Source organism: Desulfonatronovibrio hydrogenovorans DSM 9292 (assembly GCF_000686525.1).
Taxonomy (GTDB): domain Bacteria; phylum Desulfobacterota; class Desulfovibrionia; order Desulfovibrionales; family Desulfonatronovibrionaceae; genus Desulfonatronovibrio; species Desulfonatronovibrio hydrogenovorans.
Window position 1 is genome coordinate 224,627 of record NZ_JMKT01000010.1, and the last position, 20,009, is coordinate 244,635.

General features: G+C 49.5%; 18 protein-coding genes and 1 riboswitch. Of the genes, 11 read left to right on the forward strand and 7 right to left on the reverse strand.

What is annotated here, in order from left to right; translation table 11 throughout:
• The first annotated feature begins 52 nt into the window (after nt 1-52).
• The 5 genes from P771_RS0108885 (at nt 53) to P771_RS0108905 (ending at nt 3,114) form a co-directional block, all read left to right on the forward strand.
• Nucleotides 53-415, forward strand: coding sequence for an ArsR/SmtB family transcription factor (locus tag P771_RS0108885; protein ID WP_028574869.1), 363 nt, complete (start codon nt 53-55; stop codon nt 413-415).
• A gap of 112 nt (nt 416-527) precedes the next feature.
• Nucleotides 528-1,595 (forward strand): permease, encoded by a 1,068-nt coding sequence (locus tag P771_RS0108890; RefSeq protein WP_244147312.1) that lies wholly within the window; start codon nt 528-530, stop codon nt 1,593-1,595.
• A gap of 49 nt (nt 1,596-1,644) precedes the next feature.
• A complete protein-coding gene (locus P771_RS0108895) occupies nt 1,645-1,875 on the forward strand; it encodes a thioredoxin family protein (protein ID WP_028574871.1) in 231 nt (76 codons plus the stop codon).
• 87 nt (nt 1,876-1,962) lie between these two features.
• Nucleotides 1,963-2,394, forward strand: coding sequence for a thioredoxin family protein (locus tag P771_RS0108900; RefSeq protein ID WP_028574872.1), 432 nt, complete (start codon nt 1,963-1,965; stop codon nt 2,392-2,394).
• 15 nt (nt 2,395-2,409) lie between these two features.
• Nucleotides 2,410-3,114: a cytochrome c biogenesis CcdA family protein gene (locus P771_RS0108905; protein ID WP_028574873.1), complete on the forward strand. Its 705-nt coding sequence runs from the start codon at nt 2,410-2,412 to the stop codon at nt 3,112-3,114.
• Nucleotides 3,115-3,133: 19 nt separating this feature from the next.
• Here the strand turns inward: P771_RS0108905 and P771_RS0108910 are convergent, their stop codons facing one another.
• From P771_RS0108910 to thiC, 3 genes are all read right to left on the reverse strand, one after another.
• Nucleotides 3,134-3,514 carry an SgcJ/EcaC family oxidoreductase gene (locus P771_RS0108910; protein WP_028574874.1) on the reverse strand — a complete coding sequence of 127 codons (381 nt, stop codon included), beginning with the start codon at nt 3,512-3,514 and terminating at the stop codon, nt 3,134-3,136.
• A gap of 98 nt (nt 3,515-3,612) precedes the next feature.
• Nucleotides 3,613-4,515: a DMT family transporter gene (locus tag P771_RS0108915; protein ID WP_035244154.1), complete on the reverse strand. Its 903-nt coding sequence runs from the start codon at nt 4,513-4,515 to the stop codon at nt 3,613-3,615.
• Nucleotides 4,516-5,787: a phosphomethylpyrimidine synthase ThiC gene (gene thiC / locus P771_RS0108920; RefSeq protein ID WP_028574876.1), complete on the reverse strand. Its 1,272-nt coding sequence runs from the start codon at nt 5,785-5,787 to the stop codon at nt 4,516-4,518.
• A 69-nt stretch (nt 5,788-5,856) separates the two neighbouring features.
• Nucleotides 5,857-5,955: riboswitch (TPP riboswitch) on the reverse strand.
• 244 nt (nt 5,956-6,199) lie between these two features.
• Here thiC and P771_RS18315 point away from each other — a divergent pair.
• Nucleotides 6,200-7,573 (forward strand): VgrG-related protein, encoded by a 1,374-nt coding sequence (locus P771_RS18315; protein WP_150112163.1) that lies wholly within the window; start codon nt 6,200-6,202, stop codon nt 7,571-7,573.
• A gap of 314 nt (nt 7,574-7,887) precedes the next feature.
• Nucleotides 7,888-11,223: a PAS domain S-box protein gene (locus P771_RS18320; protein ID WP_051617228.1), complete on the forward strand. Its 3,336-nt coding sequence runs from the start codon at nt 7,888-7,890 to the stop codon at nt 11,221-11,223.
• Between the two features lie 57 nt (nt 11,224-11,280).
• On the opposite strand, the gene P771_RS0108945 is transcribed toward P771_RS18320, so the two are convergent.
• The 4 genes from P771_RS0108945 to P771_RS18325 form a co-directional block, all read right to left on the reverse strand.
• Nucleotides 11,281-11,730, reverse strand: a complete 450-nt coding sequence (locus tag P771_RS0108945) for a hypothetical protein (protein WP_028574878.1) — start codon at nt 11,728-11,730, stop codon at nt 11,281-11,283.
• Between the two features lie 79 nt (nt 11,731-11,809).
• Nucleotides 11,810-13,192, reverse strand: coding sequence for a tetratricopeptide repeat protein (locus tag P771_RS0108950; protein ID WP_028574879.1), 1,383 nt, complete (start codon nt 13,190-13,192; stop codon nt 11,810-11,812).
• Nucleotides 13,193-13,235: 43 nt separating this feature from the next.
• Nucleotides 13,236-13,892, reverse strand: coding sequence for a hypothetical protein (locus tag P771_RS0108955; protein ID WP_028574880.1), 657 nt, complete (start codon nt 13,890-13,892; stop codon nt 13,236-13,238).
• A 91-nt stretch (nt 13,893-13,983) separates the two neighbouring features.
• Nucleotides 13,984-15,471: a PAS domain S-box protein gene (locus P771_RS18325; protein WP_051617229.1), complete on the reverse strand. Its 1,488-nt coding sequence runs from the start codon at nt 15,469-15,471 to the stop codon at nt 13,984-13,986.
• A 334-nt stretch (nt 15,472-15,805) separates the two neighbouring features.
• Between P771_RS18325 and P771_RS0108970 the strand changes: the two genes are divergently transcribed.
• The 4 genes from P771_RS0108970 to P771_RS0108985 all read left to right on the forward strand — a co-directional run bounded on the left by P771_RS0108970 (nt 15,806) and on the right by P771_RS0108985 (nt 20,005).
• A complete protein-coding gene (locus P771_RS0108970) occupies nt 15,806-16,699 on the forward strand; it encodes an ABC transporter permease (RefSeq protein WP_208595957.1) in 894 nt (297 codons plus the stop codon).
• A 2-nt stretch (nt 16,700-16,701) separates the two neighbouring features.
• The gene (locus P771_RS17045; protein WP_035244155.1) at nt 16,702-17,493 is read left to right on the forward strand and encodes an ABC transporter permease; all 792 of its coding nucleotides are present in this window, start codon (nt 16,702-16,704) and stop codon (nt 17,491-17,493) included.
• 30 nt (nt 17,494-17,523) lie between these two features.
• Entirely contained in the window at nt 17,524-18,669 is a 1,146-nt protein-coding gene (locus tag P771_RS0108980) for an extracellular solute-binding protein (protein WP_028574883.1), read from the forward strand.
• A 220-nt stretch (nt 18,670-18,889) separates the two neighbouring features.
• Entirely contained in the window at nt 18,890-20,005 is a 1,116-nt protein-coding gene (locus P771_RS0108985) for an ABC transporter ATP-binding protein (protein WP_028574884.1), read from the forward strand.
• The last annotated feature ends 4 nt before the right edge of the window (nt 20,006-20,009 follow it).

Sequence of the window (20,009 nt, forward strand, 5' to 3'; positions counted from 1 at the left end):
GATATATTGACATATATTAATATTGAAATAAATCAAAACCAGCAGGAACAAAATGAAAGAATTCATCTTGACCGTAAAAGCCCTGTCCGACCCGACCAGGGTCAGGATATTAAAGCTGCTTGAACAGAAAAGTCATTGCGTATGTGAACTCCAGAATATCCTGGAGATTGCCCAGCCTACAGTTTCACGACACCTGAAAGTCCTTGAGCAGGCTGAATTTGTTTATAGTTCCCGAGAAGGGTCCTGGGTCAATTACTGCCTGAAACCAAATCCTTCCAATATTTATGCTGCTGCCATGATTAAGAATCTTGGATCGTGGCTCAACCATGATCCAAGTATCACCAGCCTTATTTCCAAGGCACAGACAGTTGATCGAAACAAAATCCTGAGCCGGAATCAAGACCCGGCCAATTGACTCAGATATGAAAGAATGGCAAAAACTGCTGTTAATACTGGTGGCCTTCTGGCTGGCCTATCTCACGCCGTGGGATTCTGAAACCGTCAGAAGGTCTGGTCTGGAAGCTTTCATGATGCTCCAGGATTACGCCCGGGAGCATGTCCTGACCTGCCTGATCCCAGCCTTTTTCATTGCCGGCGCAATTGCAGTATTTGTGTCCAAGGCCGCAGTTCTGAAGTACTTCGGATCAAAAGCCAATAAAGTCCTGTCCTACTCAGTAGCTTCTGTATCCGGGACCATTCTATCGGTCTGCTCCTGCACAGTCCTGCCCCTTTTTGCAGGGATTTATTCCAGAGGAGCCGGAATTGGACCTGCCACAGCCTTTTTATATTCCGGCCCAGCCATCAATGTTCTGGCCATAAGTATGACTGCCAAGGTTCTGGGCTGGCAACTGGGATTGGCCAGGGCTGTTGGAGCCATCTTCTTTGCAGTAGTCATTGGAATTTTGATGTCCTGGATTTTCTGCAGGGATGAAGCAGAAAGAGAAGAATGTCAGATGCATCTGCCTGATGAAGAGCCCAACAAGCGGACCTTGCTTCAGGACGGCCTGTTCATATTCACCATGGTCCTTGTTCTGGTCTTTGCCGCTTTTGCCGAGCCAGGACCTGGAGCACACAACTTCTGGACGACCATTTATTCCATCAAGTGGCACAGTACCGCTGTTCTGCTTGTCCTGGTCTGTCTCATGGCCTGGAAATGGTTCGAGAAAAACGAACGTCAGGACTGGATCCACTCCACTTGGTCTTTTATCAAGATGATCAGTCCCCTTTTATTTGCCGGGGTCCTGGTTGCTGGCTTTCTGCTGGGTCGACCCGGGTATCCTGCCCTTATTCCTGAGCAGTGGGTTGCAGAACTGGTCGGAGGAAACTCTTTGCAGGCCAACCTTATCGCCTCTGTGGCCGGAGCCCTCATGTACTTTGCCACTCTGACTGAAGTACCCATTCTGCAGGGACTCCTTGGCTCAGGCATGGGACAGGGACCGGCCCTGGCCCTTCTTCTGGCCGGACCAGCCTTGTCCCTGCCCAACATGCTGGTCATCGGGAGCGTGATGGGCCTGAAAAAGACTGTGGTTTTTTCACTGATTATCATTGTTATGGCCACATTCTGCGGATTGATTTACGGCAATTTCTTCAATTAACACCATCAGCATGCTTGCAAAGCAGTAAAATTCACCCAAGGAGGATTCAATGGATATCAAAGTACTGGGCCCAGGATGTCCCCGCTGTGAACAGGTCAAAAATCTGGTCATGGAAGCAGTCAGGGAAACCGGAGTTGAAGCCAATGTAGAAAAAATATCCGATACCATGCAGATCGCCAGCTACGGAGTGTTTGGAACACCGGCCATAGTCATCAACGGCAAAGTCAAAAGCGTGGGCAAGGTGCCCACCAAAGACCAGATCAAGGAATGGATTTCCTGATTATCCTGCTCAGGTATTGACGAGGTGGTGGCATATGTTTAAATCAGGTTATCTGATTTTTTGCCACCCCAAACAGGTTATTCAATCATGAAAAAATTTGCAGCAGTAATCATATTTATCGGTGCGGTCTTTGTCTTGATGCTTCTGTATTCCATCCAGCAAGGCCAGGAATCTGTTCTTCAACCGCTACCTCAGGTCCCGGCCCCTGGCATGGTGACCATGGTCAATCTCGGTGCTGACTCCTGCCTGCCCTGCCAGATGATGGAGCCAATTATTGAGGAGATGCGCGAAAAATATGAGGATCAGGCCAAGATCGCCTTTATAGATATCTGGAAACACAGTGATCAGGGCCAAAGATTCAGGATAACCACCATACCTGCACAGATTTTCTATGACCACCAGGGACAGGAAGTGTTCCGGCATCAGGGATTCATGGATGCAAAATCTGTCGCCAGCATCCTTGACGAACTACTGGAAAAACAAACTGCTGCCCAGCCCGCCCAGGTGTCAGGCATCTGATTGTCTTAAACATTCATGCTGGAATCCCTTCTCATCACCATCAACTCCTGGATTACTCAGGACACCGGATTCGCTTATATCGGGTCTTTTCTGTGGGGAATGGTCAGTGTTGTCTTCAGTCCCTGCCATCTGGCTGCCATTCCCCTTATTGTCGCTTATGTGGGGGGTCAGAACAGGATATTGGACTCCAGGGAAGCCGGAACCTATTCACTCCTTTTCAGCCTGGGGCTATTCATCACCATTGCGGCAATTGGGGCTGCATGCGCTGCTCTGGGCAGGGTCCTGGGTGATGTTGGAGGATACTGGCAGATTATTATCGGAGCCATACTGATATGGGTCGCCTTGGGCATGATGGGTGTTCCCCAGTGTTCCCTGCCCGGCAACTTTCTGCACAGGTTCAAACTTCGCGGCCACATGGGAGCCCTGGGCCTGGGGCTTGGCTACGGGGTTCTTTCAGGAATGTGCACCTTTGGCTTTCTCGCCCCCATCCTGGCCATCATAACCATCCAGGAAAAAGTGGCCACCGGGATTGTCATGATCATTCTCTTTGCCCTGGGACATTGTCTGCCCATCCTGGTGGCAGGATGCTCAGCCGCCCTGGCCAGGAGAGTAACTGAACTGAAAGCCTGGCATGGTGCCGGGACCTGGTTCAGGAAAGGGGCTGGGATCTTGATTCTGATCCTTGGTGTCTACTTCATCCTCAACCCTTTTTTCAGCTGAATCTAAAAAACACCAGCCTTTAGTCGTCGGGAAAAAGCGACGAATGGTGTTCAACAATCAACCAGTTGTCGCCAGTGTTGCGATACACAAAGGTAAATCTGGCCGGAACTGCGGCCCTGTCCCCACCCTTGGATACGTGAAAGGTGTATGAGCCGGAGTTTATGGCAATATCCCCATAAATTCTGACATGCTCATCCTGGACCGTACATCCCGGTTCCAACTGCACCAGAAACTCGAAATACTCTCTGAGTTCCGGCCTTGTCCTTCTTATTCTGGAGGACAGGGTAGGCAGAAGAGATGCATGGACATCATAACAGGCCAGAATATTTTCCGGATCAGCACTTTTTAGAGCCTGGCACCATTCCTTCAATCGATCTGATACTTTTGTTTTTTCTTCCATATACCAACTTCCTGTTTATTTTTCCCAAGAGTATAGAATTCAAGTTCAAACTACCAGGGTTAACTGGTCAACGGTCCCAAAAAGCCTGGTCCTGACCATCACCACCTGGTGGCAACTGCAATTCCTCCAAGAATCATGACCCCGCTCAGGGCATGAATCCAGCCAATGGGCTCCCCTAAAAGCAGAAAAGCGCCAAGCCCGCTGAACAGAGGCAGAGTATAGTATATAAGCCCGGCTGTGGACGGACCCACAAGGGATATGGCTTTGGCCCAGAAAAAAAACGATACCAGCGAGGCCCCAATCCCAATATACAGGACCGACCCCAGAATATCCATGGTAATGGCAGGGAATCCTTTAAAAAAAATTTCAAGACCGGCCCAGGGCATAAGCATGGCCAGGCCCAGACCGAAAGTGGACATGAGCATGGTTGCCTGACTGATCTCAGCAGGTTTTATCCTGATAAGGATAGTGTATCCGCCGAATATCATGGCAGCAGCCACCATCCACAAATCTCCAGCTGCAAAAGACAGCTCCCTGAGAATAGAAAGGTCACCCCTGGTTATCAGCACAACCACCCCGGAAACAGCCAGAACCAGCCCTCCGGACCGGGCCCAGGTTATGGGCTCGCCCAGGAATATCCTGGAAAAAATAATTATAAAAATTGGGGTAGAAGTGGCTATCAAAGAAAGATTCAAAGCAGTCGAAGTGTGGGCTGCTATATAGATCAGGGTATTGAATACCGTCACTCCTAGAAAGGCAGCTGACAATAGATATCCGAGATTGACCCTGACTGTCTGCCTGTCTTTCCATGTTCCAGCCCCGGCCAGGGGGAAAAGGACCAGACAGGCCACAAGCCAGCGTAACATAGCCAGGGTGGCTGGGTTGACCTGTTCGTTCAGCCCCCTGGCCACAATAAAATTGCCAGACCAGATCACAGTGGCACCCAGGGCAAAACCAAGCCCGGCCAGCCTGGCGACTCGGCAGGATCCGACTTTATCCATTTACATCTTCTCTTCACAACTCACAGCACATAATTTTCCGCACATGGAGCATCCCTTTTCATCGTCCGTAATCTGGAGTCGTTTTCTGACCAGGTCCGGATCCAGGGAATTGGAGATAATCCCTTCCCAGTCAAGGGCCTGCCTGCACTTTGAAATCTTCATGTCCTGCTCCAGAGCGCCAGCCACCCCTTTTTCAATGTCCGCGATATGCCCTGCAACCCTGCAGGCCATAACCCCCTGGTACACATCGTCTTCATCAGGGAGGCCCAGGTGTTCGGCCGGAGTCACATAACACAGGAAATCAGCACCAGCAGCCCCGGCAAGAGCCCCGCCTATGGCTGCGGTTATATGGTCATATCCGGCTGCGATGTCCGTGGGAAGCGGACCAAGTACGTAAAAAGGAGCATCGTTGCAAAGTCTTTTCTGGAGCTTTATCTGACTGCTGATCTGGCCAAGGGGTACATGGCCCGGGCCTTCAATCATGACCTGGACCCCCTTCTCATAGGCCCTCCGGGCCAGATGGGCCAGGGTCATCAGTTCATCCACCTGGGCCTGATCCAGAGCATCGGCAATACAGCCCGGCCTCAGACCGTCACCAAGACTCAAGGTGACATCATAACTGCCAGCAATCTCCAAAAGGGTATCAAAGTTCTCGAAGAGTGGATTTTCTTTTTTATTCTTTTTAATCCAGTTCATGTGGATGGAACCGCCCCGGCTGACGCAGGGCATGATACGTTCGGACCTTTCCAGCATTTCCAGAGACCGGCTGGTGATGCCGCAGTGCACGGTTATATAGTCCACTCCCTGCCTGCACTGCTCTTCGATTTCCCTGAAAAGGATATCGCTGTCCATCCTGCTCAGAGGTCGCCCCTGATGAACCATCTTGGCTGCCAGACCGTATATGGGAACGCTGCCCACCATCACCGGAGACTGTTCCAAAAACATCTCCCTGATCCGGGTCAGATCTCCGCCGGTAGACAGATCCATTATGGAGTCGGTTCCAGCCCGCAACGCCTGGTTCAGCTTCTTTTTCTCTAGACCCTGGTCAGCAAGGACGCCGCTTGTTCCCAGGTTGGCATTGACCTTGGTCTTTAACCCCTGACCAATGGACCGAATTTCCCTGAAATCACGCTTGATATTTTTGGGCAGTACTGCCAGGCCCCTGGCCAGGAGCTGACAGATCCTGCTGCTGTCAACTCCTTCATGGGCAGCGGCTGCTTCCATTTCCGGGGTGATTATCCCGGCTTTGGCTTTTTCCAGTTGGGTTTTCATTAAATCCTCCCAGTAATAAAGTTCAGGAGGAATATGCAGAGGAAGGCCTGGCCGGGCAATTCCAATTATCCGGCCCATCCTCGCCTATCCCTCCGCCGGTATGACCCGGATCAGGTTCAAGGGGTGCTGTCTCAGCCCTGATGTTTCAGGACGCCCCCAGGCGGCATGGTCGAAAAATACATTCAACCAGAATCGCCTTACTATTTCAACTGATTTTCAAGAACCTTTTTTCTGCGTCAGATGCCTGGCAGGCACTGTCATTTGTTTCATCATCCTGACAAAGGCTTTTCCTGCATAATTCCACCAGTTCAATCCCTGGACATGATCTTTAAATTATGCACGTCAAACAACCATCCCAAATTATGGCCTGAATCTTGAATATGATAACATGAAAACCAAAAAGGATCTGGACATGATTATCAAACAACCTGAACAACATATGATGGCTTTCATGCGGAACAGCCTGTCCAAAAGCCCTGCAGCCGGGGAACTACCCGGAGGCGAATACAGGCTCTTTGAAATGATCATGAACAACAACCTGGCCGCTGCTCTGCCTCCATCACTGGCTGATTCCAGGACAATGCCGGCCCCAGACCAGGGTCGGACCGGTCCAGTTGCTTCTGACAGAGCTTCAGAACAGCCTGCAGCTGCCCCGACTTTAGAATCCGGCCAGGCCAGAATCCGCATGCCAATAACAGTCGATACTCCCAGGTACGCCTCCAACGCCATCAGACAAAAAATTGACTTTTCTGCCGCCTCACTGGACCCTGCAATAACTTCAGGCAGCCAGGTTCCTGAAAGTTCCAGCCAGGCGCAAATTCTGGAAATCCTGAATACCATCCACCAAAAAGACCCATCCCTGAATGGTCTCCTGGTTAAGGGCCTTGAATCCAATCTTCAGAGTGGATTAAAAGGGTTTCAGGCTGTATCCATCCAGACCATGGCCCTGGCCTCCACCATCAGTTCCGGCCCAGGGCTGCTGTCCGGGAGTGCTCCAGTCAGCACCGGGCAGAACCGTCTGGCTGATAGTCCTGCATTCAGGGACCATGCACCTGATCCCACCCTGCAGAAAAAAGCGACTTCAGCCTATATGGAACATGCTGCCTTCAGAAAAAAGCCTGAACACCAGGAAATTGAGTCTGGTCAGAAGGAAGACCTCAGGCCGGGAAGCCTGGCAGCCAGATTCGAATCAGCAGACCGTTCCGGGGCCATTGGTTATGATCGGATGGGCGGAACCTGCTATGGAATTTACCAGCTTTCGTCCCGCATGGGCACCCTGGACGAATTCCTGACATTTCTCGACACGAAAGCTCCTGATCTTTCCCAGAGATTGCGTCAGTCCGGACCAGGTAATACCGGGTCCAGAACCGGGGCAATGCCTGAAGAATGGAAAAAAATTGATGAGCAGCATCCCAGGCTTTTTGCCGACCTCCAGCACCAGTTCATCTATGACAGTTTTTATCTGCCAGCCGCCAGAGGGGTTAAGGCCAGAACCGGCCTGGATATTAAATCAGCATCCTCTGCCTTGAGAGAAGTCCTGTGGAGCACGGCTGTCCAGCACGGTGTGCATGGAGCCATGAATATATTTCAAAGGGCCGCAGGAAAGGTCGATCTGCAGCAGGCTGACAATCCTGATCGAGACATGATCCAGGCTGTCTACCAGGAACGCAAAACCCGTTTTTCCGGCTCCAGCGATTCTATCCGCACTGCGGTTCACAACAGATTCTCCCAGGAGATGAAGCTGGCCCTGGCCATGCTGCCAGGCACCGCTGATACCCAGGCATAACTTCTTAAAAGCCTAGGCCTCTTGTCGCCCATTCAAGACAGCCCACCCGGATCCAGACCAGTTCTGAGGCATTCTTCCGGATAAGGGACATGAACCAGCCATTTTTTTCAGAGAACAACTGATCTTTACCAGACTGATCTGGTTGCAAAACCAGATCTAAAGTGACATTGTGTTACAGGACCGGTTTTGGATGGAGATTGCAGTCCCTGACCAATTCTGAATTGCCTTGATCCGTCCAGGCTGAAGCTGCTGCCTGTCCAACCCTCCCTGGCCGGATCCTGCTGAAGAGTCCTAACCATTAACCCTGGACAGCAATGAACAGACAATCCCCTCCTGACAGAAACACCAGCCCAGAACAACCCTTATGCTTTGAAGAGTTCCGGGACATCATTGATTCGGCACCCATCGGCATATTCCAGTCTTCTCCCCAGGGTACTTTTTTAAGCGTAAATCCGGCCATGGCAGAGATGTACGGCTTTGATTCTCCTGCACAGATGGTGAAACGGGTTACAGACATCCCGCACCAGCTTTACTTGAACCCGGAGGACAGGGAAAAATTCAAAACCCTCCTTGAATCCAGGGGAATGGTAACCAACTTTGAATGCCGGCATATCCGGACCAACGGCTCAACTTTCTGGATATCCATGAATGTTCGCCTAGTGACTCCAAAAGGCCAAAACGCATACTATCAGGGCTTTATCTCGGATATCACCCCAAGAAAAAAAGCTCAGGACGAGGCCACCAGTCATCTTCAGATGCAGGGCACATTACTGGAAGCCCTGGGGGAGGGAGTATATGGGGTGGACAGCAACGGACTGTGCACCTTTGTGAACCAGGCCGCCCTGGACATGCTGGGTTTTTCCAGAACAGAACTGATCAATCAGAACCAACACCTTCTTTTTCACCACCACCGGCCAGACGGCGAGGTTTATCCCAGCCATGACTGTCCGGTCTTCAAAACCCTGAAAGACGGCCGGACAAGACACACCCAGGAACACTTTTTCACCAAAAATGGAAAGATGTTCCCTGTAAGTCTTACTGTCTCGTCTTTGACTGAACACACCCAGCAAACAGGTGCAGTGGTTGTCTTCAGAGACACCAGTCAGATAAAAAAATACCAGGAAACCCTAAAGGCCATTGCTGAAAGCGATGCTGGTTCGCAAGAGGATGTCTTTTGTTTTCTGGTCAGGCTTCTGGCCACTTCCCAGGACACACGCTATGCCCTTATAGCTTCCATTGACAACAATGAGCCGGATATCGCCAGGACTCTTGCTGTATGGGCCAATGACGGTTTTGGTGAAAATTTCTCCTATAATCTTAAGGGTACGCCCTGTTTTGACGTTATCACCACAGACACATGCCACCATCCTGACAATGTTCAAAAAAAATTTCCAGAGGACCACTTGCTTGTGGAGCTTGGGGTTCAAAGCTACTGGGGTACTCCCCTTAAAGACAGTTCAGGTCAGACCATCGGGCTGTTGGCCATGCTGGACGATAAGCCCATGCATTATGATCCTGAGGCCCTTTCTTTACTGAAAAGCTTTGCCATCCGTGGGGCTATGGAGATGGAACGCAGATCCACCCGGGAAAAATTCGAAACCCTGTTTGAAACCATGTCCCAGGGGGTTATCTACCAATCGGCCCAGGGCAGGATAGTTGAGGCCAATCCGGCAGCAATGAGCATCCTGGGCCTGACCCCGGATCAGGTAAAAAAGGGCATCCTCCTGGCCCGGGAATGGGAATTCATCAGAGAAGACGGTTCCAGATATCCAGAAAATGAACTTCCAGCCTTCCTTGCCTATCATACCGGAAAATCAATTCTCAACAAGGTGATGGGCATCTTAAATCCTCATCAAAAAGATTACATCTGGATAATTATTACTGCCGTACCCCTGTACAGACCCGGGTCAGCAAGACCATACATGGTCTATACCGTATTTCAGGACATAACCCTTTTGAAAAAAACAGAAAGCAGCCTGATCAGGGCCAAGCAGGAGGCAGAATCCGCCAACATCGCCAAAAGCGAATTCCTGGCCAATATGAGCCACGAAATCCGGACTCCCTTGAACGGCGTTATCGGGATGACCGAACACCTGCTTCAGTCAGCATTGAGCCAGGACCAAAAGAGATTCGCAGAGATAATCCGGTCCAGCGGTGAAACCCTGCTGACGCTGATCAACGACATCCTGGACTTTTCCAAAATAGAGGCTGGAAGGCTTGAACTGGCAACCAGTGATTTTGACCTGCCCGTCCTGCTGGATGAGTTCTCCCGGAACATGGCTCAAAGAGCCAGAGACAAGGGTCTGGCATTTGATTTCATCAAGGACCCCAAGCTGCCCTCCTGTGTTCGAGGAGACGAGCTCAGACTTCTTCAGGTCCTGACCAATCTGACTGGAAACGCTCTCAAATTTACTGATACTGGCAAAATCACCCTCAAAGCCTTTATGGTGTCACAGTCCCCAGCCAGCTGTATGGTCGAATTTTCGGTCATGGATACCGGCATTGGAATCCCTGAAGATAAGATACATCTTCTTTTCCATAAATTTTCTCAAGTAGACACCACTGCAGCAAGAAAATACGGGGGAACAGGTCTTGGACTGGCCATTTCCAAGCAGCTTGTAAAGCTCATGAACGGAGAAATCCAGGCCACAAGCATCCCGGGTCGGGGGTCAAAGTTCAGCTTCACGGTTGAACTGGGAGTGGATGTCCAGGATTGTCCCAGGCATGAACCCAAACTGGGTAACAACAATCAGGCCCTGAATGTCAGGGGAGATCAGGCTTCAGAAATACTCCTGGTAGAGGACAATAAAATTAACCAGATGGTAGTGATGAAAAACCTCAAGAATATGGGCCACCGGGTTCATCTGGCCCATAATGGTGTGGAGGCTGTTCAGGCCTTTGAGAAAAAAAGTTTTGACCTTATCCTGATGGACATTCAGATGCCGGGCATGGACGGTCTGGAAGCCACAAGAAAAATCAGGAAAATTGAGGACAATATGGCTGGCCTGAACATTCCGGGCAAGGATCATGGCAGAACCGGCCAGGCCGACCCCAAGCAGCCTCCATCTGGAACTAATAATCAATCCGGGGCATTCCGGGTTCCCATCATTGCCCTCACAGCCCATGCCATGAAGGAAGACCGGGAAAAAGGCTTTGAAGCTGGCATGGACGATTATTTAACCAAACCTGTCCGGAGCAGAGATCTGGCTGATATGTTGACTAAATGGATTCCCATGGATCTGAACCCAGCAGACATGACCGGAAAAAACCGGTCTTCACCTTTGCCCCCAGAAGAGCAGCCAGAACCATCGCCCTACAGAGTCTTTGACCAGGTGGCTTTAATGGACAGGCTTGCCAATGACCTGAATGCAGCCAGGGAGATTGCCCAGCTGTTTCTTCATACAATCCCGGATCAGATCCATGAAATCAAGGCCTGCCTTGGGGAGAACCGCCTGAAAAAAGCCGGTCGAACAGCCCATTCCATCAAAGGTACTGCTGCTAATACCGGCTGCATGTCCCTGGCAAAAACAGCCGGACGCATTGAAGCTGCCGGGAAGAATGGTGATTCTGATAAAGTAAAAAGTTTGATCCAGGTACTTGAAAAAGATTTTGAGCTGGTCCGGCAGGAGATGAAAAAATTCATTGGATAAATCCTGATTCAAGTCCGGTTTCAGCTCATGATCCCCTTGACCCTTCCAGGGTTTTCTCTAGACAGTAATTCGACCCAGCAGTCTGCTGTAATACTTTCTAAGGCTGTAGCTGTACTCTGAAAGCTCCACCGGCAAGAACTCCCTTGACTCGACGCCCTTAACATACAGATCAACCCTTGAATACGGCTGTTCCCTGCTATCCTCATGCCTGGACTGTGCCCCTTCTCTGGCTGATCCTTCCGGAACCGGCCGCTTTTTGTGCTTATCCTCCTTGCCAGGGGCAATTTCAGCCAGACTTGCTTTTATGGCTGACCCAGCTGGCTCTGCCCTGAAAGCTGATCCCAGACTGATGCTTACCCTGTCGTCTGGCAGATCCCTTGAATAACAAGGATAGTCAGTGTCCTGACATTTTTTTGACTGGCCAGTGCTGTTCATTCCTTTGGGCAGGAAACATTCATTCCCATGAAAAGGGTTTGATTTTAATGAATAAAGGCTGGTTGAGTCCATGGTCATCCTCCTTGGTGATCCTTAACTGAATCACAAAAGCAAGATACAGACCATTAGCCCTCAAAGCAGGACCAGATAGTTATGACTGGTGTGGTTGGCGGGATGCTGAAATCTTTTTCTTCCAGACGGTCAGCAGAATCCTTTTGGTTTCCTTATGATCCGGGTCCTGCTTGAGGGCCATGTTCAGGAACTTTGCCGCCTCTTTCTTCCTGCCAAGGCCTATATAGGCCTTAGCTATATTGCAGGGGATCACAGCCTGCTTCTTGAGAATTTCCGGAGAATACTCAATGGTCTTCTGAAAACTGGACAAGGCCTTGTAAAACTCTTTTCCCTGCAGATAGGCCACTCCGATATTATAATAAAGGTATCCACTCAGTGGTGCCACTTCAAGGCCTCTTTTATAATAGGAAATGGCCTCCTGCCATTTGCCCTGCTGCCTCAGGGCCACCCCCATCTCTGCAATCATCCATAGATCTTCTCTGCTCAGAAGCTTACCCTTCTGCTCAATGGCCATGCTGATGTATTTACTGCTTATATCCGGCCTGACTCCTTGAGCCTTTCTGGCGATCTTCATCAAGGTCCCGCAAATCATTTCCCCGACCTGTTTTTTTACCTGCTCCACTGCCAAGTTAAAATTCTGAATGGCCATTTCTTCATTACCTGCCTCAAGATAGGTCTGGGCAATGTCAATTTTTCTCTCAGGGTTCAGGGGAGAGATCACATCCAGTTTTTTAAGCAGTTCCAGTTTTTTTTCCAGGCGGTTGGTATCAGAATATAATTCAGCCAGCTTCTTTAGAGGGTCAAGGTAATGTCCATTGAACCTTGAAGCCTGGAGATAATTTTGCTCTGCAGTATCAAACTCCTTTTTTTTCTTGGCAATATCTCCCTTCAAAATATAGGCAATGGGACTGTCCGCCTTGATGGAGATGATGGCCTGAACTGTTTCCTCTGCCTTATCCAGCTCATCCAGGGCAATCATGGCCCGGCATTCATCCACCAGCCTGCCGATTTTTTTGTTGGGATTTATGGTATGGGCAATTTTCTGGATCAAGGAATCAACTGAAATGGGCTTTATTATGACATTGTCCGCTCCCATCTCATACATCTGTATAATCCTTTCCCTGCCCACTTCATTGGTTGCAACAACAATCCTGCAGCTGCTACCCATGAGTTCTTTGATACTCTTCAGGTGAATAACACCTGTTTTCCCCTCCATGGTGGTATCCACCAGAAAAATTACCTGGGTAAATCTGACCAGCAGACTTTTTCCTTGAGATATGGCCTTATCCAGCTGGGAACAGTTAAAAAGAGAATTAGTAGGCAGTCCGGCTGACCTGAATGCCCCTCTGATCACCTTGGAAAAAAGCTGATCACTGGTAATGGCAAGTATGCACCCCTTGTCCTTGGAGATAAAATGTTTAAAAATTTTATCGTAGATATTCAGTTTTTTCCTGGTAATCACACCTTGCCCCTGACCCAGCTAAAAGAATAACGGCCTGGAAAAGCTAACCAATATGCTTTCTAATGCTTTTTTCTTCGAATTCCCATACATCCAGGGGAAGATCATCATAACCTGCTCTTTTGCCAGCTAATTGAGCTATACCGTTATCCTGGGGCTGGGCTGTCCAGGATATCTTTTTCCCATCCTGGTAAAGTTCAAGGTTTCCAGGGAGCATTTTTTTCTTGAGAAGCCTGGTCATCTCCTCCAGAACACTGGTCACCCTGGCTCTGCCTCCAAGGTTCTCCAAGGCAATCATCATGTATTCCCGGAGTATTTCCCTGTCGTTTTTATCAACGCTGGCACTGTGCGGACGATTCTTTGCCTTTAATGGTTTTTCAGGCTGGCCGCCCATCCGGAACCTTAAGTCCTGCAGAATTCCCTCGAATTCATAGGCCAGATAAACAAGAGAATCATAACCCTCTGCTTTTGAATTCAAAAGTGATGAGAGCCTGTGCTTTTCTGTCCGCAAGGCCGGAGGGACAGCAACCCCAAGTTTTTTTAACCTGACGATTGTATTGGATATTTCCCGAAGCTGGGCCTCCAGAACAGGGATCTCCACATTGTCCACTGAATCCTCAAGGCGTTCCACAACATTACGGCATAATCCAATCAACAGTTTTGGCTCTTTTGCCAAACGATCAGCCCCGGGAATCTTATCCATGTTCAACTCCTGATTTTGATTAAGTGAAACCAGCCACCAACAGTAACTGCGACCTCATAAACAGACATCCAAATTTGATTATGAAATGCATTTAAGTTATCAATGCATCATTGCTGATTGTCTTTCTCAACCAATAGGAAGAACCCAGGTTCACCACCATCACCGTAGCTCCCAGAAAAGAACCTGTTCCATCAAACAGCCGCGAAGAGCAGACATGGACAAGAACCAGGCTGCCATTTCTGTGAATAAACCTGGCCTCAAACCTGGAAGAGCCTGTATGGTCATTCGCTTTTTTAATACTCTCTTCAACATGATTAACATCCTGGGGATGAACCAGTTCCAGGAGAGACAGCCCTGACATGGACTTTGGGTCATAGCCCAGCAGCTCAGACACATTCTCATTAGCAAAGGAGATTTCCAGCCTGCTGTTGACCTCCAATATCGTTTCTGTGATCGTCTCAACTATCCTTTTACAGCTTTCCTCGGCCATTCTCTGGTCGGTCATGTCCTGAACCGAAACGATGATTCCGGTTAATATACCCTTTTCAATCAGCGGGACATGTTTGACACAGATAAAAACCGTCCTGTTGAACGTATCTTCTATCCACTGCTCAAACTGGACTTGGACGCCCTTAAGGGCCAGCAGGATGTTCTGCTCAATTGGTTTCAGGCACTGCGTGTCCCTGAACCGGTTCTTCATGACCTCAAGGTAGTTCTTTCCAACGACTGCTTTTCGGGTCAGGCTGAAAATTTCCTCAAAGCTTTTGTTGACCACTTTAAACTTTGCCTCGGCACATAAAAATGCCAGCCCGTCAGCAGATCCGGAAACCATGCGTTCGCTGATCTTCAACTCATGTTCATATTTTTTTCTTCTTTCCAGCTCCTGTTGATAACTCTCCAGAGCCCTGGACAACTCAAGATTTCTCTTGTTCACATATTCTTCCAGCTGCTGTCTGTCCCGTATCCAGAAGTCCCTCAAGACCATGTAACCGGAAAGGTCGGTCAGCAGGAACAATATTCTCTTGGAGTCACTCTCTTTGCTCCAGATCACGTCCCGGCAAAGCTTCAGCGTAACCTGAGAACCTTTTCTCATCAGCCTGACCACTATCTCGACCGGTTTATTCTGGGATACATGGTTCTGAAAGAAATCCCGGCACAAGGGACGGTCTTCAGGAATTACCATCTTGATAAACCTGTTCAAAGTTGGATAGAATGATCCTGGATTATGTCCCATCAGCCGGTATGCTCCGGAAGAAAACTGGACTTTCCCGGCATCATCAAAGGTGATCATGCCAGAGGGGCTTGAAACACTGGTCTCGCAACCAGAAAAATCCTGGGGACCAGACCTCCCGGATCCATCCGGCCAGGTATCAGGAAAAGCAAAAAGAAATAAATCCACCAGATCTGTCTGCAGGCAATGGCAGATCCTTTTCAGGGTGGCCAGGGAAGGATCTGAAACCCCTCTTTCCACCCGGCTCAAATGCTGTGAAGACAGACCAACCTCAAACGCAAGCTCTTCCTGGCTCATTCCCTTGAGAGAGCGAAGATAACTGATTCTCTGGCCCAATGCTTGATTCACCCGCAATTTCCTTTCCAAGGCATCAAAAAGTTTAGCTCTTATTCAATTGAAGTATGCATATTTTTCAAAACAATCAAACAGCCTCACATGTTCAATTTCACAAAAAATGTAACCGCCGGTCAAAACTTTGTCAGACCGGCTGGACCAGCTGCCGGAATTCTCACCTTTCTTCAGGCAACCAGCCTTGATTGCCAAAAGGGACTATTTGTACGACTTACAGACCTGAAACAGGCTTTTCTGATGGGCTTTATAAAGGCCAAATTATAAAAAAACCAATTAATGCTTGACGATACACAATCATCAGGGTAAGTCATATAAGATAGCATACTGTTTTTTGACCATAACCCACCACCCATACTACATGAAAAAAATCAACTGGAAACCCTGGGCTCTGCTTTCTCCGTCTTTAACCGCCATCTTCCTGCTGCTGGTCATTCCGATACTTTTTGTAATTGTATACAGTTTTTGGCTAAGGGCTCCTACCGGGGCTGTAATTCCAGCCTTTCAGTTCGGAAACTATGCCAGATTCTTTGAAGACCTGTTTTATCCCAGTATCCTGTTCAGGACCATTAGAGTCTCCCTTTTCTGTGTCTTGCTGTGCCTGGTCATGGGCTATATTCCGGCTTACTTTTTTCACAGGAGCACTTCCCGGTACAGACAGGCCCTGATTCTTCTCATCATGCTGCCCTTCTGGATCAGCTTCATAATCCGGACCATGAGCTGGATCAACATCCTGGGGGCCAACGGATTCCTAAACCATTTCCTGATGAAGATCGGACTTATATCCCAGCCCCTGTCATTATTGTATAACGAAGCTGCAGTGCTTATGGGCCTTATTCAGTTTCTGCTGCCCTTTATGATTCTCAACATTTTTGTCAGTCTGGAGGGAATCGACAAGAACCTCCTTGAAGCTGCCAGGAGCATGGGCTGCAATGAATGGCAGGCCTTTAAAGAAGTCACCCTGCCCCTGAGCCTGCCCGGGGTCAGTGCGGGTTGTTTGCTGGTCTTTGTGCTCACTGCCGGAACATATCTTCCCCCCATGATTCTGGGCGGGGCTGGAAATGAAATGATCGCCAACCTGATATTCAACCGGGTCATCGGCACTCTGGACTGGCCGTTTGGATCAGCCATCAGCGTAATCCTGCTGCTGCTTCTTGGAACCATTGTCTGGACGTACAACCGTTATCTGGGGATCAATCAACTCTTTAAAGCTTTCAAAGGTAATTAAGCATGTTCAGGATCACAGGCTGGTCTTTCATCAGACTATACACCATTCTGGTCTACGTATTCATGTTCCTGCCCATTGTGGTGGTCATAATCCTGTCTTTTGACACTCAGCAGTTTGCCAGCTTTCCAATGCAGGGATTCACCCTGAAATGGTATGCTGAACTGGCTCAGAATCAGTCCATCATCCAGGCCTTTAAAAGCTCCCTGCTTCTGGGAACCCTTGCCGCTCTTATATCCACGACCATTGCAGTTCCAGCAGCTATGGCCTTTGTCCGTTATTCATTTAGAGGCAAGAACTCACTGAACACCCTGCTTCTTGCTCCCATCATGGTCCCGGAAGTCGTGCTCGGCGTGGCCCTGCTTCTGTTCATGCGCTGGCTGCAGCAACCCAAGAGCTTTGCCATGCTTCTACTGGGGCATGTCATGCTTACCCTGCCCTATGTCCTGCTCATAGTTCAGGCCAGGATGGTCAGCATAAACAATGTCTATGAAGAAGCGGCCAAATCCCTTGGAGCCAATCCATTTCAGACTTTCCGGGAAGTAACTCTTCCCCTGCTTTTGCCGGCAGTGCTGGCCGGGATTCTTTTCGCCTTCACTATTTCCTTTGACAATATTACCGCCACCCTCTTTTGGGCCACAGCTGAGCACCAGACCGTACCGGTCAGAATTTTCGGGATGCTCAGGCATTCCATAAGTCCTGAAATTAACGCCTTGGGCACGGTGATGATCTTTTTCACCATAATGGCCCCCCTGACAGCGGCTCTGCTGATCAGGTACTTTTCAAAAAACAGATAAATTTGCTAACTTCAAACCCAGGAGGAAATCATGAACAAGAGACTGGAGGAAGTAAGACACCAGTATCGTCAGGGAAACCTTTCCCGGAGGGACTTTGTAAAATATCTCGGTGTGGCTGGGGTAGCTGCCGGGCTGGTAGGAGGACCCTTTGGTCTGGTCCGTAATGCCATGGCCCAGGGCAGGATAAGGTTTGACGGCTGGGGCGGCACCACCTCCCAGGCCTTCAGACGCTACGCCTTTGAGCCCTTTACCAGTGCTACAGGGATACGAGTCGTGGACGGTGAATTCGGTGATATGGATTCATATCTGACCAGGGTAATTGCCTCCTTTCCACCTGGAGGAGAATTCAATCTGGCCCACTTAAGCGGAGTCTTTGACTATGCCCGGTATGTCGGTCTCGAATTCAACACAGCCCTGGATGAATCCAAAATTGGAAATCTGGAGCTGGTCATGGAGGCCATGATTGAGCCTTACCGCAGAATCACTCCGGAAGCGTTGTCCGCAGTTCCTTATAATCTCGGTCAGACCGGGATCGCCTACAACACCAAGTACATCTCAGAGGAAAAAGCTGAAGAACTTGGAGCCTCCCTGCTCTGGGACGATTCCATCAGAGGCAACCTGGGCAGCTGGGTTGAGTGGCGGACCAACATCTGGTATGCAGCGCTCTACACTGGCCAGGACCCCAACAATATCCAGGATATCAACGCAGTATGGGATGCCCTGCGCAAACAGGTGCCCATGGTCAGGAAGTACTGGGGCTCGGGAGCTGAACTCATGAACCTTCTGGCCAGTGAAGAGGTCTATGCCACTGTTGCCTGGTCCGGACGAGTAGCCCATCTCCAGGAGCAGGGATACCCCATAGGGTTCCTGGCCCCTGAAGGTTGTTACTCCTGGCAGGAATGCATCTTTGTCATGAAGGGTACTGACCTTGATGTTGCTCATCAGCTGCTTGACTTCATGCTGGCCCCGGAAGCTTCAATTGCCGTGGCTGAAGGGCAGATGTATCCCCCCAGTCTTGACCCCACCAAGGTGGAACTGACTGAAAAAATTAAAAATCTGCCGGCCTTTGATCCCACCGGAAAACTCCAGGGCTATCTTTTTGCTGATCCCCATTACTGGAATGAAAGGCAACTGGAATGGGCTGAGAGATGGGACCGGGTCAGGGCCGGACGCTGATCATAACCAGAACAGCTACCTGAACCTGATGCCAATTCTCAGCCCATGGGAACTAAAGGTCGCAACCGGTCATCATTAAGGCTGGGCATGACCTGAGGCTCCTTTGGCGTTGACGGTCTTGGCCCAGGGCAAAAAACCTTCTGTTCAAAAAACAGACAAATCCAAGGCCCCTCAGCTTGTTTACCTTTGAGGGGCCTTAACATCAGGAGAATTTCGCAAAGTGGAAAACTCGCAACAGCAGCCTGTGGTGCAGCTCAAGGGAATCGTAAAGAGATTCGGAAAAATGGAGGCTGTTAAAAAAATAGATTTGAATATTGAACAGGGTTCTCTGGTCACCCTTCTTGGCCCTTCCGGATGCGGAAAAACCACTATCCTGCGAATGATAGCCGGGCTTGAACACCCGACTGAAGGGGAAATCTACATCAATGGCAGGATGGTCAATGATATCCCCATTCATAAGCGTAACCTTGGGATGATATTTCAGAACTACGCCCTTTTTCCTCATAAGACCATCTTTGACAATGTAGCTTTTGGTCTGAAGTACCGCAATGTATCCAAGACTGATTTAAAAGAAAAAGTCAGGAATGCTCTGGAAATGGTCCGTCTGCCCGATGTGGGCCAGCGTTACCCTTCTCAGCTCTCCGGGGGACAACAGCAGCGCATAGCTCTGGCCAGGGCCATTGTTATTGAGCCCGATGTCCTGCTCATGGACGAGCCTTTGTCCGCCCTGGATGAAAACCTTCGTGAAGACATGCGCAGAGAGATCGACAACCTGCAGCAGATGCTCGGAGTGACAACCCTGTTCGTCACTCATGATCAGCGTGAAGCCTTAAGCATGTCCGACAAGATCGTGGTCATGAAAGACGGGCGTCTTCAGCAGGAAGGTCCTCCTGAAGACGTCTATAATTTTCCTGCCAACCGGTTTGTAGCTGACTTTCTGGGTTCATCCAACTTTTATCCGGCCAGGGTGGTGAACAAAACAGGCGATACATATACCATCAGACTTGAAAGCGGTCATGAATTCCTCTCCCGGCATCCATCAGACTGGAATGAAGGTGCTGATGTGGAACTGGTCATCAGAGCCCAGAAATTTTATATTTTTCCCCATGATGAGGTTCCTGAGGAAACCCAGGGTAATGTCTTTAAAGGGGTGATCAAGGATCGGAGCTACATGGGAGGTGAAGTAAGTTATTTTGTCGACCTGGAGGGCGGACTTTCCATCCACGTCATCAGCATTGTCAATATCACAGCCTTGAAGATCGGGGACAGGGTAGTAGTAGACGTTGCCCCCAGGCACTGCGGACTCCTGTCTGCCCAGAAAGCTGGTTCAGAGTAGTATA